The following is a 13,702-nucleotide window of genomic DNA, read 5'->3' as shown; positions in this document are numbered from 1 at the left end:
GTGTTACGACTCCTTCGAGATGGTCCCGGCCCGGTACAGCGTGACGACGCACGCGCCACCGAGACCGAGATTGTGCTGCAGACCCACGCGGGCGCCGTCGACCTGGCGGGCGTCGGCCTTACCACGCAGTTGCCAGGTCAGCTCGGCGCACTGCGCCAGGCCGGTCGCACCCAGCGGGTGGCCCTTCGAGATGAGGCCGCCGGACGGGTTGACCACCCACCGACCGCCGTACGTGGTGGCGCCGGACTCCACCAGCTTGCCGCCCTCGCCCGGCTCGCACAGGCCGAGGCCCTCGTACGTGATGATCTCGTTGATCGCGAAGCAGTCGTGCAGCTCGATGACGTCGATGTCGTCGATCGTGAGACCGGACTCGGCGAACACCTGCTCCGCGGCGGCCCGCGTCATCGGAGCACCGACGACGTCGATCATCGACTGGTCGGCGAACGCCTCCGCGGTGTCCGTGGTGAGAGCCTGCGCGACGATCTCGATCGCCTGGTCCTCGAGGCCGTGCTCACGCACGAAGCGCTCGCTGACGACGATCGCGGCACCCGCACCGTCGGAGGTGGGTGAACACTGCGACCGGGTGAGCGGCGCGTGGATCATCTTGTCGTCCAACACCTGCTGCAGCGTGTACTCGTCACGGAACTGCGCGTACGGGTTGTTCACCGAGTGCTTGTGGTTCTTGACCGCGACGGACGCGATCTGCTCGGCGGTGGTGCCGTAGCGCTCCATGTGCTCGAGCGCGGCATTGCCGAACAGCTGCGCCGTCATGGGACCACGGCCCCACTCGTGCTTGGCCGTCATCACCTTCAGGTGGTCGTCGAGCGTCGTGACCTTCGGCATCTCACCGGTACCGGAGAGCGCAGTCTTGGTCATCTTCTCGAAGCCCACCGCGAGGGCGACGTCGACGATGCCGCCCTGCACCCACTCGCGCGCCATCATCAGCGCCGACGAACCGGTGGCGCAGTTGTTGTTGACATTGACGATCGGGATGCCGGTCAGGCCCGTTTCGTACAGTGCGCGCTGGCCGGCGGCCGACGGCTGGAAGACGTACCCGACCGCGGCCCGCTGCACCTGGTCGTACGAGATCCCGGCGTCGGCGAGCGCTGCACCGACGGCCTCGGAGACCATGTCCGGGTACTCCCAGTCACGCGACTCGATCTTCTCGAACTTGGTCATGCCCACGCCGACGACGAAGGTGCGATTCATGCTCGTGCAACTCACTTTCCGGGCTCGGGGTCACGCGGGAGCCCGAGGATCCGCTCGCCGATGATGTTCAGCTGAACATTGGTGGTACCACCTGCGATCGACATGCACTGCGAATTGAGGAACATCTGTGTTGCGGAGCGGCGATGCTGGTCGCCGAGCAGCGAGCGCGGGCCGGCCCAGTCCATCGCGACCTCCCACACCTGCTGGATGTGTTCGACGCCGAGAAGCTTGGCGATCGAGGACTCCGCGCCGGGCTGCGCGCCGGTGAGCGAGCGCAGCGTCGTCCGCAGCCCCATCAGGCCACCGGACTGCGCGTCGCACAGCACCTTGCCGAGCACCGTGAGCTGCTCGTCGTCGAGACCACCGGGGATCTCACCCGCCAGATCGAGCAGCGCCTCGCCTCCCGACCCGAGGGACGAGTCGTGCGACAGCGAGACGCGCTCGTTGGCGAGGGTGGTGCGAGCCAGCTTCCAACCGTCGCCGGGCTCGCCGACCAGGCACTCGTCGGGCACGAACACGTCGTCGAGGAACACCTCGTTGAACAGCGCCTCGCCGGTGATCTCGCGGAGCGGACGGATGTCGAGGCCGCTGTTCTTGATGTCGATCAGGAAGTAGGACAGGCCCTTGTGCTTGGCGACGTCACCGTCGGTGCGCGCCAGGCAGATTCCCCAGTCCGCTTCGCGGGCCATGGACGTCCAGACCTTCTGGCCGTTGAGCTTCCAGCCGCCGTCGACCTTGGTGGCCTTCGTCGACAGACCCGCCAGGTCGGAGCCGGCACCGGGCTCGGAGAACAGCTGACACCACACGATGTCGCCGCGCAGCGACTGCGGGACGAACCGCTCGATCTGCTCGGCGTTGCCGTGCGCGATCAGCGTCGGGATCACCCAGTTGCCGATGATCATGTCGTGCGGCGTGAGCTCCGTGCGGCGCAGCTCTTCGGCAATGACCAACTGGGTCACGGCGTCGGCGCTCTTGCCCCACGGCGCGGGCAGGTGCGGCGAGGTGTAGCCACGCTCGGCCAGGTACGCCTTCTGGTCGGCGCCCTCCAGGTCGCGGGCCGGGTTCAGCTCGGACCGGACGTCGGCGCGGATCTGCTCCGCCTCCGGCGGCAGGTCGATGCTCAGCACTCGGCGGGCACCCTCGAGCGTGAGGTTCGCGACGCGCCGCTTCCAGGAAGCGTTGGAGCCCAGAAGGATCCGCAGCGACTGCGCGCGACGCATGTACAGGTGCGCGTCGTGCTCCCACGTGAAGCCGATGCCGCCGAGGACCTGGATGCAGTCCTTCGTGACCTGGAACGCGGACTCGACGGCGACCGACGCGGCCACCGCGACGGACAGCGACGCCTCGGCCGGTGCGACGTCCTCGCCCAGTGCGCGGGCGGCGTCCCACGCGGTGACACGAGCCTGCTCGGTGAGGCTGAACATGCGGGCAGCCTTGTGCTTGACGCCCTGGAACTGGCCGATGACGCGGCCGAACTGCTGACGCACGCGGGCGTAGTCGGCGGCCGTCGTGGTGGCCCAGTCGGCGAGACCCGCGGCCTCGGCGGAGAACAGGGCCGCCGCGATGTCGAGGACGCTCTGCGAATCCAGTTCCAGCACATCACCGTCGGCCAGCTCGAGACCGTCGGCGACGACCTCGGCGTTACGGCGCACGACGTCGTGGCTCGGCAGCTCGGTGACATCGAGGCGATCGCGTGCCACCACCACGAACGCGAGCGTGCCGGCGTCGTCCGCGGCGAGCAGGAACAGGTCGCCCACCTGGCCACCGAGGATGTAGCTGGAGGTGCCCGACAGCGTGACCGTGCCACCGTCACGAACGATCTTCAGCCCGCCAGGCTGCAGCGACACCGCACCGAACACCGAACCGTCCGCCAGGCCCTCGAGCTCGGCGGTGCGGCCGGCCTCGTTCAGCACGGCCGAGACCACCGCGGTCGGCAGGAACGGGCCGGGCACCATCGAACGTCCGAGTTCTTCGGTGACGATGGCGAGTTCGACGAGCCCGTAGCCGGCGCCGCCGACCTCCTCGGGCAGGTGCAGGCCCAGCATGCCGAGCTCGGCGAGCGATCCCCAGTACGCGGGACGGGTCTCGGCCTTGGCCTCCACGGCCTCGCGGATCACGGCCGGCGTCGCGTGGCGCGCGGCCCAGCCACGCACAGAATCGCGGAGTTCACGGTCTTCGTCACTCAATCCAATGGTCATCGAATAATCCTCGGAAGTAGATGAAATACGACAGGCGCTTCGCGCCCGTGCGCCTTTCTGGTGGTTCCAGCTACCAAAAAGGCGCACGGGCGGCGGAGCCGCCTAGATGCGCTCGATGATCGTGGCGGTCGACAACGCGCCGCCCGCGCACATCGTGACCAGGGCGGTGGAGCGGTCCGAACGCTCGAGCTCGTGCAGCGCCGTGGTGATCAGGCGCGAGCCGGTGGATCCGACGGGGTGGCCGAGTGCGATCGCGCCGCCGTTGACGTTGACCTTGGTCATGTCGGCCTCGAGAACCTGTGCCCACGACAGCACGACGGCCGCGAAGGCCTCGTTGATCTCGACGATGTCGATGTCGTTCAACGACATTCCCGCCTTCGCGAGCACGTGGCGCGTGGAGTCGATCGGGCCGTCGAGGTGGTAGTACGGATCCGAGCCGACCATCCCGGAGGAGACGATCCGTGCACGCGGACGCAGTCCCAGTGCCTTCGCCTTCTCCTCACTCATCAGCATCACGGCGGCCGCACCGTCACTGATCTGCGACGACGAACCGGCGGTGTGGACGCCACCGTCCATGACCGGCCCGAGCGCGGCGAGGCCCTCGGCGGTGGTCTCGCGCAGGCCGCCGTCGCGGGTGACGGTCGCGATCTCGCCGGTCGGCTCGCCCTCCTTGGTCACGACGGGAGCCTCGACGGGCACGATCTCGCGATCGAAGCGCCCCTCGGCCCACGCCTGCGCGGCGCGGCGCTGCGACTCGAGCCCGAATGCGTCGGTGTCACCGCGCTTGATGCCGCGGTTCGCGGCGATCCGCTCGGCGGAGGTGAACTGGTCGCCAAGATCCACCGTCCAGTCGTCCGGGTAGGGGATGCCGGTGCCCGGCGCGAGCGCCTGGCCGAGGAAGACGCGACTCATCGACTCCACACCGCAGGCGATGCCGGCGTCGATCTGGCCGGACGCGATGAGGCCCGCCACCATGTGGACGGCCTGCTGCGACGATCCGCACGCGCAGTCGATCGTCGTCGCGGCCGTCGTGTAGGGCAGGCCCGCGTGCAGCCAGGCGTTGCGGGCCACGTTGTTGGACTGCTCGCCGGCCTGCGTGACGACACCGCCGACGATCTGGCCGATCTCCTCGGGAGCGACCCCGGTCCGGTCCAGCACCGCGCGCTGCGCGGCACCGAGCAGCGTCGCGGGATGCAGGCCGGCCAGCGCGCCGCGGCGGCGGCCGATCGGAGTACGGGCGGCCTCGACGATGACGACGTTGGTCATGGACAACTCCTCGACAGATATGTGCAGTAGCGACGGGCCGCCGAACCCTCGATCAGGAACTGCAACTCGTTCATTTTTGGAATGTATTCTACTTTCGCGCCGAGGGCAATGGATCCGAGCGAACGGATTTCATGGACGGCGAGACACGCAGCCGCCGCCACATACGGTGCAAACAGTGAACCATTTCTGCGCGCGAGGGGTTGTCGCCGTGGGGGCTCGCGGCATGCTCGAACCCCGCCCGATCGACCAGGGCCGGTCGGGCGGTGAATTAGAATTCATTTCAATTCAGCCCTGTCGAGCGGGCTGCGGCAGGGCTGGGGCTGGTCAGCCGCCCGCGGCCACCTTCGCGTTGGACAGGTCGGCCAGCAGCAGTCGGCACGCGATTCGCAGGTCGGCTTCTGCGTCCGGGACCGACACGCGCCCGTTGAGGCACGACTGGATGATCCCGAACCACGCCGACACCAGCACCCGGACGAGGACCGAGTCGCTCTCCGTCACCTGCTCGAGCCCGGCGGCGTCGAACAGCGCGTCGCGGAACAGCCGGTCCACCCGGGCGACGTCGGGGATCGCGGTCACCTTGGCGGTGCTCGTGGACTGGATCATCGCGTTCGCGAGCAACGGACGGCGCAGTAACGCGCGGGTGGCGCGCAGCAGGGTCTCGAAGATCTCGTCCTGCGGGGTGGCGGCGGGCTGCGTCCGGCGCGCGAAGCCCTCGCTCATCTGATCGATCTGGTCGACCATCACCGCGACGAACAGGTGCGTCTTCGACGGGAAGTAGCGGTACAGGGTGCCGATGGCGACGCCGGCGAGCTTGGCGACCTCGTGCATCTGGACGCGCTCGAGCTCCTTCTCGGTGCCCAGCTGCGCCGCCGCGTCGAGCATGCGCGCGAACCGTGCCCGCTGCTCGGCAGAACTCGGTTCGGCTGCGTCCCGCGCCTCGGCGACTCTCGGCACAGTCGACCCCTTACTTGCTCGTCCGTGCATCGCGGGCGCGACGCACACTGGAATGCTCCCACCCGGTCTCGGAACAGTCGATGCTTCCGCTGAGTGGGAGTCCCGCTGTCCCCAGGTGGGCACCTGCGATTGCGTTCAACATCGAACCCGAAATCGATGGAGGATACAACCATGCAGGAATGGACAACCGAGTGCGACGTGGTCGTGATCGGCTCCGGTGGCGGCGCTCTGACCGGCGCATACACCGCTGCATCACAGGGGCTGAGCACGATCGTCCTGGAGAAGACCGGACTCTTCGGCGGCACCTCCTCGTACTCCGGAGCCTCCATCTGGCTGCCCGGAACGCAGGTCCAGGAGCGCGCCGGCCTGCAGGACTCGACCGAGAACGCCCGCACCTACCTGCGGAACCTGCTCGGCGACACCGAGAGTGTGCGGCAGGACGCGTACGTCGACACCGCACCCGCGGTCGTGGCAGCGCTCGAGAAGGACCCGAACATCGAGTTCGAGTACCGCGCCTTCCCGGACTACTACAAGGCCGAGGGCCGGATGGACGCGGGCCGCTCCATCAATCCCCTCGACCTGGACCCCGCCGACATCGGTGACCTCGCCGACAAGATCCGCCCCGAACTGGACCAGGACCGTACCGGCCAGGGCCACGCGCCCGGCAAGCTCATCGGCGGTCGCGCGCTGATCGGTCGCCTGCTCGCCGCCGTGCAGGGCACCGGCAATGCCGAGCTGCGCACCGACACCGCCCTCACCGAACTGGTGGTCGAGGACGGCCGCGTCGTCGGCGTCGTCGCCGAGACCAACGGCGAGCAGATCCGTATCAAGGCCGACCGTGGCGTGCTGATGGCGGCCGGCGGCATCGAGGGCAGCGCCGAGATGCGCGCGCAGGCCGGCACCCCCGGCAAGGCGGACTGGAGCATGGGTCCGTTCGGCGCCAACACCGGCACCGCGATCGCGGCCGGTGTCGCGGTCGGCGGCGCCACCGCGCTGCTGGACCAGGCCTGGTTCTGCCCCGGCGTCGCACAGCCCGACGGCTCGGCCGCGTTCATGGTCGGCGTCCGCGGCGGACTCGTCGTCGACGCGCAGGGCGAGCGCTACCTCAACGAGTCGCTGCCGTACGACCAGTTCGGGCGCGCGATGGCCGCGCGGGACGCGTCGGTGTCGGCGGTCCCGTCGTACATGATCTTCGACTCCCGCGAGGGTGGCGGCCTGCCCGCGATCAGCATCCCGAACACCCCGCCCGCCACGCATCTCGAGGCCGGCACGTGGGTCCAGGCCGACACCATCGAGGGCCTCGCCGAGAAGACGGGCCTGCCCGCCGACGCGCTGCGCGGCACCGTCGAGCAGTTCAACGACTACGCAAAGCACGGCGTGGACGAACAGTTCCACCGCGGCGAGGACCCGTACGACGCGTTCTTCTGCCCGCCCAACGGTGGCCCCAACAACGCCCTGACGGCGATCGAGAACGGCCCGTTCTACGCCGCGCAGATCGTGCTGAGCGATCTCGGCACCAAGGGCGGCCTGGTCACCGACGCCGACGCCCGTGTCCTCACCGCCGACGGCACCCCCGTCGAGGGCCTGTACGCGGCCGGCAACACCAGCGCCTCGGTCAGTGGCGCGTTCTACCCGGGTCCGGGCGTGCCGCTCGGCACCGCGATGGTGTTCTCGTACCGTGCCGTCCAGAACATGCTGGGCAACTGAACAATTCGGCCCTGAGGTGACCCGGTCCCGCTAGACCAGGTTGTCCTCGACCGGCAACCCGAACGCGCCCCTGCCATACATGGCGAGGGCGCGTTCGGCGTCGTTGGCCACGTGCACACTGCCGGCGTGGGCGTCGCGCCACGCGCGTTCGATCGGATTGCCGCGGGTCAGCGAGTTGCCACCGGCCGTCTTGAACAACAGGTCGATCGCCTCGAGCGCCCGCTCGGTGCCGCGGACCTGATCGCGGCGGACACGCAGCCGCATGCTCATCGGCAGCGGCTCCCCCGCCTCCGCGAGCTCGAGCAACTCACGGATGTTGCGGTCCATCTGCAGGATCGCCGCGTCGATCTCCGACGAGGCCCGCGCGACGGCGACCTGGGCGAACTGGTCCTCGGCGAACCGGCCGCCACCGAGGCTCAGCCGGACCCGGTCGCGCATCGCCGACAGGTACGTCTCGTAGCAGCCCGCGACGGTGCCGATCACCGGCGCGGCGACCGTACTGGTGAAGATCGCCGCGAACGGCAGCTTGAACAGCGGCGCGGCGTTGACCTTGTGCCCGGGAGCACGCAGCTGTGCCGCCTCGTAGTTGCGCAGCGTCCGATGCTCGGGCACGAACGCCTTCTCCACCGTGATCTCGTTGCTCGCGGTTCCGCGCAGACCGACGACGTCCCACACGTCCTTGATCCGGTAGTCGGTCCGCGGCACCACGACGGTCATGAAGTCGACCGGCCGCCCCTCGGCACCGACGACCAACGCGCCCAGGAGCGCCCACGACGCGTGGTCGCAGCCGGACGAGAACCGCCAACTCCCCGACAGCTCGAAGCCGCCCTCCACCGGGATCAGCTCTCCGACCGGCGCATACGCGGACGACACGAGGGTGGTGCTGTCCTGGCCCCACACCTCGTCCTGGACGCGGACGTCGAACAGTCCCAGATGCCACGGGTGCACCCCCAGCACCGATGTCACCCACCCGGTGGACCCGCACACGCCGGAGATGGCCCGCACCACTTCGTAGAACTCGACCGGGCTGCACTCGGTTCCGCCGTAGCGTGCCGGCTGCAGCATCCGGAAGACGCCGGCGGCCGTCAGGTCGCGGATCGACTGGTCGGACACGCGGCGCGATTCGTCGACAGTCTGTGCGCGCTCGGCGATGGCGGGCAGCAACTCGCGAACCGACCGCAGAACCTCGTGGGTCATGGGGTGCTCCTCGACGACCCCGGGCGGGATCGTATGTCGGGACAGGGGGTACCCGCATGGTAGGGCGAGATTCCTCACGTCCGTTTCGCGGGGAGTCTCGATTGCGGGTTCCCGGCGGCCTCGAGGCCTCCGCTCCCGGACGGTCCCGGCCAGTGGGACTCCCGGATGCCGGGTGATCCGTCTCACCTAGCGTGACCCTCAATGCCACAGGTGCATCGTCCGCCAGGAACCGATGCCCCCGCGGCCAGCGCTCGACTTTCGAACGCGTCTGAACTCGAATTGCATTTCCCTGAAAGGACGGACGAAGTGACCCTCAATCAGTCCGAAGAAGCCGAAGTCCGCGAGATCGTCGCGGGTGCCGCCCCTACGAGCTTCGCCCGTGGCTGGCACTGCCTGGGCCTGTCCGAGTCGTTCAAGGACGGAAAGCCGCACTCGGTCCATGCATTCGGCACCAAGCTGGTCGTGTTCGCCGACAGCAAGGGCGAGCTGAACATCCTCGACGCGTACTGCCGTCACATGGGTGGCGACCTCAGCCAGGGCGAGATCAAGGGCGACTCCGTCGCGTGCCCGTTCCACGACTGGCGCTGGAACGGCAAGGGCCGTTGCACCGACATCCCCTACGCCCGCCGTGTCCCCCCGGTCGCCAAGACCCGCGCGTGGCACACCCTCGACCAGGACGGCATGCTGTTCGTCTGGCACGACCCCGAGGGCAAGGCTCCGACCGACGAGGACATGTACATCCCGCGGATCGAGGGCGCGCTGAGCGACGAGTGGTCCGACTGGGTCTGGTACACCACCGAGGTCGACACCAACTGCCGCGAGATCGTCGACAACATCGTCGACATGGCGCACTTCTTCTACGTGCACTACTCGTTCCCCACGTTCTTCAAGAACGTCTTCGAGGGACAGGTCGCGAGCCAGTTCATGCGTGGCCAGGCCCGTGAGGACATGCGCCCGCACGCGAGCGGTCAGCCGAAGATGCTGGGCAGCCGCTCCGACGCGTCGTACTTCGGTCCGTCGTTCATGATCGACGACCTGACCTACCAGTACGAGGGCTACGACGTCGACTCCGTGCTCATCAACTGCCACTACCCGGTCAGCCCGGACAAGTTCGTGCTGATGTACGGCATCATCGTCAAGAAGTCGGACCGCTTCCAGGGCGCAGCCGCCGATGAGATGGCCAAGGGCTTCGGCACGTTCATCGCCAAGGGCTTCGAGCAGGACATCGAGATCTGGAAGAACAAGACCCGCATCGAGAACCCGCTCCTCTGCGAGGAGGACGGCCCGGTCTACCAGCTGCGCCGCTGGTACGACCAGTTCTACGTCGATCGCGCGGACGTGCAGCCCGAGATGGTCGAGCGTTTCGAGCACGAGATGGACACCACCAAGGCCGTCGCGGCGTGGCGCAAGGAAGTCGAGGCGAACATCGAGGAGAAGGCCCGCGAGAATGCAGCCGCTGGAGTGTGACCGCTGCGGGGCCTGCGTACAGGTCCAGAAGCACAGCTGGGAGCACACCGCGGTGCAGTGGAACGAGGCCGCCCAGACGGCGTGCCAGGAGATCCACGACTGGGTGGGCCGGGAGGGCCGCCCGGGTGCACCGGTCATGCGATGCGAGGCGCTGAGCGCGGCGATCCAGGTCGCCGCGCTCGACGGCCGGCTCGCGATCACCGACGAGTCTCCCGTGCCCACCCCGCAGATCGCCGACCACTGACGCGGCCGTCTCTCGACGTCATCTTTCTCGACGAAAAGGATCTTCCATGATCGACAAGAACCAGTACGGTCCGTGGGCCGTCATCGCCGGCGGCTCCGAGGGTGTCGGCGCCGGTTTCGCCGACGAGCTGGCGCAGGCCGGCCTGAACCTCGTGCTCATCGCCCGCAAGCCGGGCCCGCTCGAGGAGACCGCGGAGAAGGTCCGCTCGCACGGTGTCGAGGTTCGTACCCTCGCGCTGGATCTGCTCGCCGACGACGCGATGGACCAGATCCGCAAGGTCACCGACGACGTCGAGGTGGGCCTGCTGATCTTCAACGCCGGCGCCAACAGCTACGGCCACGAGTTCGTCACGGGCGATCTCGACGGGTTCAACCGGGTGATCAACCTCAACATCACCAAGCAGCTCGAACTGTCGCACCACTTCGGCGCGAAGATGAAGGACCGCGAGCGCGGCGGCATCATGCTGCTCGGCTCGCTCGCCGGCTACATGGGCTCCGAGCACCAGAGCATCTACGCGTCCGCGAAGGCGTTCAGCCGCGTGTTCGCCGAGAGCCTGTGGCTCGAACTGGCACCGTTCAACGTCCATGTGGTGGAGTTCATCCTGGGCGTCACCCGCACGCCCGCGATGATCCGCGCCGGACTGAACTTCGATATCCCCGGCATGATCGTCCAGGAGCCCGAGGACGCGGCCCGCGAGGGGCTCGAGCATCTGGCCGACGGCCCCGTGTGGGTCGCCGGCGGCAACTACGAGGCCGCGCAGAAGCGCAGCGGCTTCCCCCGCGACAAGATGGTCAGGGGCGCGGCCGAGGCGATGCGCAAGCTGCTCAACCGCAAGTAGAAGTTCGTCTCGACCAGCTGTGGCTGCGACCGGAAGGTCGCAGCCACAGCTGTATTCGCACCTGCTGGTTCACCTGGTTCGGAAGGAACGTCGATGGATCTGGAGATTCTGCTGGCCGAGCGAGAGATCGCCCGCGCCGTCACCCGCTTCGCCCGCGCGATGGACGACCGCGACTGGCCTGTCCTGCACGAGATCATGCTTCCCGACGCCACCGCCGAGCTCGGCACCGGGACGCTGCAGGGGCCCGGCGAGGTGGAGGCGTCGATCCGCTCCTTCCTGGACGACTGCGGTCCCACCCAGCACCTGCTGGGCAACATGCTCGTCGACGTGGACCTCGAGGCCGGCACCGCCACCAGCCGGACCTACGTCAGCGACATGCACCTCGGGGTCGGCGACCGGCGGGGCCTGAGCTTCTCCACCCTCGGTGACTATCACGACGAGTGGCGTCTGACCGAGGGCTCGTGGCGAATGAGCCACCGCACCAAGCACATGCGGGGAACCCTGGGCGACATCGGTGTCCTCGGCGCCGGGCCCGGCCACTGGGACGGCGGGCGATCGCCCGTGGACCCGCGTACCGCGGCCGCGGACATCGAGGCGATCAAGCAGCTCAAGGCCGGCTACTTCCGGCTCATGGACACCAAGGACTGGGCCGGCCTGGCCGCGGTCTTCACACCCGACGCCGAAATCGACATGACCGAAACCGGCGGTGGGATCACGCATTCCGTCGACGAGTACATGCCGTTCCTGCGAGCGAGCATCGAGAACGTCGCGACCGTCCACCACGGCCACACCCCCGAGATCACCCTCACCTCCCCCACCACCGCAACCGGGACGTGGGCGATGGAGGACAAGCTGTGGTGGCCCGACGGCGCCCCGGTGCGCAGCCTCCACGGCTACGGGCACTACGTCGAGGAGTACCGGAAGACGGAGGCGGGCTGGAAGATCGGTGCGATGCGCCTGACCCGGCTGCGTACCGACACGGCGTAGAGCCAGTCGTCAGACCGAATTGTCCGATACCGTTTCGGCGGGTGGGTGGGAGGCCTGCCACAACGGGGAGGAACGCGCATGTCGAGGAATTGGGCCGCCGCACTGGGGATCGTCGGACTGTTGGGCACTGCGGCGTGCGGAACCACGGAGGCGGTTCCGTCGGCAGACCCGACCGTCGCCCGAGCGGACCTGTTACCGGACGCGTCGGAGCTTCCCCCGAGAGCCGTGGTCGAGCGACTGGTCGGCGAGGAGCAGATGGTCCTCAGCCTGAAACTCGACGCGCCGAGCACGGGCGACGGGCTCGACACGACCCGGACGTTCGACCCGCCGGAGTGCGAGGACCAGGACGGATACTCGGACGGGGCCCGCATCGGCCTGATCGAGGGCGGCTCCGCGGCCGGCGCCCTCCTCGGGGACGAACGCGGCTACATCATGCTGGTCAGCGAGACGGACATGGACGTGTCCCGGGTGGCGGACGCGCACACCGGGTCGTGTTCGACCTACACCGTCACCGCGACCGGCAGGGACTTCACCTCGCGCCGCACGGTCCACACCGAGCGACTCGACCTGCCGCCGGCGCTCGCGTCGGAGGACGCCGTCGTCCTGTCCGAGGTCACCGACCCCGACAACCCGAACTGGACCGACGACGAAATACTCCTGGGATACGCGGCCGTCGACGGATACACGGTGATGGTCCTCGGATACCAGGGCAAGGACTTTCGCGCCGAGTTCGGCGACGTCTTCACGCGGGTCGTCGAGAAGGTTCGCCGACTGTCCTGACGCTACTACCGGGCCGGTTCCCGGAGCCGATCCAGCAACGCCATCGCGTCGAACGGCGCGTAGCCCTTCATGTCGTTGTCGAAGTAGACGAACGCGTCCCGGCCGTCCCGCTGCCACCCGCGTACCTTGTCGGCCCACCCGTCGAGGGCCTCGTCGGTGTAGCCGCTCGCGTACAACTCGGCGTCACCGTGCAACCGGGTGTACGCGAAGTCGGCGGTCGGCTCGTCGATCCGCGGGTACCTCCCGGCCGTGTCGGCGAGAACCAGGGCGACGCCGTGAGCGCGGGCGATCGAGACCACCTCGGGCACGGCGAAACTCGCGTGCCGCACCTCGAGCGCGTGCCGGACGGGACGGTCGGCGTCGGTGACCGCGAGGACCCGGTCGTCGGAAAGCTTGTCGTCGCGGCGCTCGGCGAGGTCGCACGCCGCGGTCGTGGTCCGCGGCAGCAGCGCGAGAAACGCGTCGAGCCGGTCGGCGTCGAACTGCATGTTCGGAGGCAGCTGCCACAGGATGGGGCCGAGCTTGTCGCGCAGGGCCAGGATCCCCGCCGCGAAGAAGTTGGCGAGCGGTATCTCGACGTCCAGCAGCCGGCGCACATGCGTGACGTAGCGGCCACCCTTGACCGCGAACACGAAGCCGTCCGGCGTCTCGTCCCGCCACTTCGCGAAGCTGGACGGCTTCTGCAACGCGTAGAACGATCCGTTGATCTCGATCGACGTCAGGTGCCCGGAGGCGTACGCCAACTCCTCGCGATGCACGAGTCCCTCGGGATAGAAGCCGCCGCGCCACCCCGGGTACACCCACCCGGAGATCCCCACACGGACGTCCGCCATGCCGCCGGAGTGTAGACCGGTC

General features: G+C 68.6%; 12 protein-coding genes. 6 read left to right on the top strand and 6 right to left on the bottom strand.

Going from position 1 to position 13,702, the window contains the following annotated elements:
- Positions 1 to 3: 3 nt before the first annotated feature.
- The 4 genes from AC1RIF_RS23445 to AC1RIF_RS23430 all read right to left on the bottom strand — a co-directional run bounded on the left by AC1RIF_RS23445 (position 4) and on the right by AC1RIF_RS23430 (position 5,627).
- Positions 4 to 1,209, bottom strand: coding sequence for a lipid-transfer protein (locus AC1RIF_RS23445; RefSeq protein WP_492603780.1), 1,206 nt, complete (start codon positions 1,207 to 1,209; stop codon positions 4 to 6).
- A gap of 11 nt (positions 1,210 to 1,220) precedes the next feature.
- Positions 1,221 to 3,407, bottom strand: a complete 2,187-nt coding sequence (locus AC1RIF_RS23440; protein WP_492603779.1) for an acyl-CoA dehydrogenase family protein — start codon at positions 3,405 to 3,407, stop codon at positions 1,221 to 1,223.
- A gap of 102 nt (positions 3,408 to 3,509) precedes the next feature.
- A complete protein-coding gene (locus tag AC1RIF_RS23435; protein WP_492603778.1) occupies positions 3,510 to 4,673 on the bottom strand; it encodes a steroid 3-ketoacyl-CoA thiolase in 1,164 nt (387 codons plus the stop codon).
- A 324-nt stretch (positions 4,674 to 4,997) separates the two neighbouring features.
- Positions 4,998 to 5,627, bottom strand: coding sequence for a TetR/AcrR family transcriptional regulator (locus AC1RIF_RS23430; RefSeq protein WP_492603777.1), 630 nt, complete (start codon positions 5,625 to 5,627; stop codon positions 4,998 to 5,000).
- A gap of 171 nt (positions 5,628 to 5,798) precedes the next feature.
- On the opposite strand from AC1RIF_RS23430, the gene AC1RIF_RS23425 reads away from it, so the two are divergent.
- On the top strand, positions 5,799 to 7,334 hold the full coding sequence (locus AC1RIF_RS23425) for an FAD-dependent oxidoreductase (RefSeq protein WP_492603776.1): 1,536 nt from the start codon (positions 5,799 to 5,801) through the stop codon (positions 7,332 to 7,334).
- 30 nt (positions 7,335 to 7,364) lie between these two features.
- Here the strand turns inward: AC1RIF_RS23425 and hsaA are convergent, their stop codons facing one another.
- Complete coding sequence (hsaA, locus tag AC1RIF_RS23420; RefSeq protein WP_492603775.1) at positions 7,365 to 8,531, bottom strand: 3-hydroxy-9,10-secoandrosta-1,3,5(10)-triene-9,17-dione monooxygenase oxygenase subunit; 1,167 nt, start codon at positions 8,529 to 8,531, stop codon at positions 7,365 to 7,367.
- Between the two features lie 306 nt (positions 8,532 to 8,837).
- Here hsaA and AC1RIF_RS23415 point away from each other — a divergent pair, with 306 nt between their 5' ends.
- The 5 genes from AC1RIF_RS23415 (at position 8,838) to AC1RIF_RS23395 (ending at position 12,847) form a co-directional block, all read left to right on the top strand.
- Positions 8,838 to 9,998, top strand: coding sequence for a 3-ketosteroid-9-alpha-monooxygenase, oxygenase component (locus AC1RIF_RS23415; protein ID WP_492603774.1), 1,161 nt, complete (start codon positions 8,838 to 8,840; stop codon positions 9,996 to 9,998).
- Positions 9,979 to 10,242, top strand: coding sequence for a hypothetical protein (locus AC1RIF_RS23410; RefSeq protein ID WP_492603773.1), 264 nt, complete (start codon positions 9,979 to 9,981; stop codon positions 10,240 to 10,242). The genes AC1RIF_RS23415 and AC1RIF_RS23410 overlap by 20 nt, the downstream gene beginning before the upstream one ends.
- A 46-nt stretch (positions 10,243 to 10,288) precedes the next feature.
- Complete coding sequence (locus AC1RIF_RS23405) at positions 10,289 to 11,080, top strand: SDR family NAD(P)-dependent oxidoreductase (RefSeq protein WP_492603772.1); 792 nt, start codon at positions 10,289 to 10,291, stop codon at positions 11,078 to 11,080.
- 93 nt (positions 11,081 to 11,173) lie between these two features.
- Entirely contained in the window at positions 11,174 to 12,067 is an 894-nt protein-coding gene (locus tag AC1RIF_RS23400) for a nuclear transport factor 2 family protein (protein WP_492603771.1), read from the top strand.
- 78 nt (positions 12,068 to 12,145) lie between these two features.
- Positions 12,146 to 12,847, top strand: coding sequence for a hypothetical protein (locus AC1RIF_RS23395; protein WP_492603770.1), 702 nt, complete (start codon positions 12,146 to 12,148; stop codon positions 12,845 to 12,847).
- A gap of 5 nt (positions 12,848 to 12,852) precedes the next feature.
- Here AC1RIF_RS23395 and AC1RIF_RS23390 read toward each other — a convergent pair whose 3' ends face one another.
- Entirely contained in the window at positions 12,853 to 13,680 is an 828-nt protein-coding gene (locus tag AC1RIF_RS23390; RefSeq protein ID WP_492603769.1) for a DUF72 domain-containing protein, read from the bottom strand.
- Positions 13,681 to 13,702: the final 22 nt, after the last annotated feature.

The sequence above is a fragment of the Prescottella sp. GW823-FHT02E09 genome, assembly GCF_058797375.1.
This window is presented reverse-complemented; position numbering and strand designations above follow the sequence as displayed.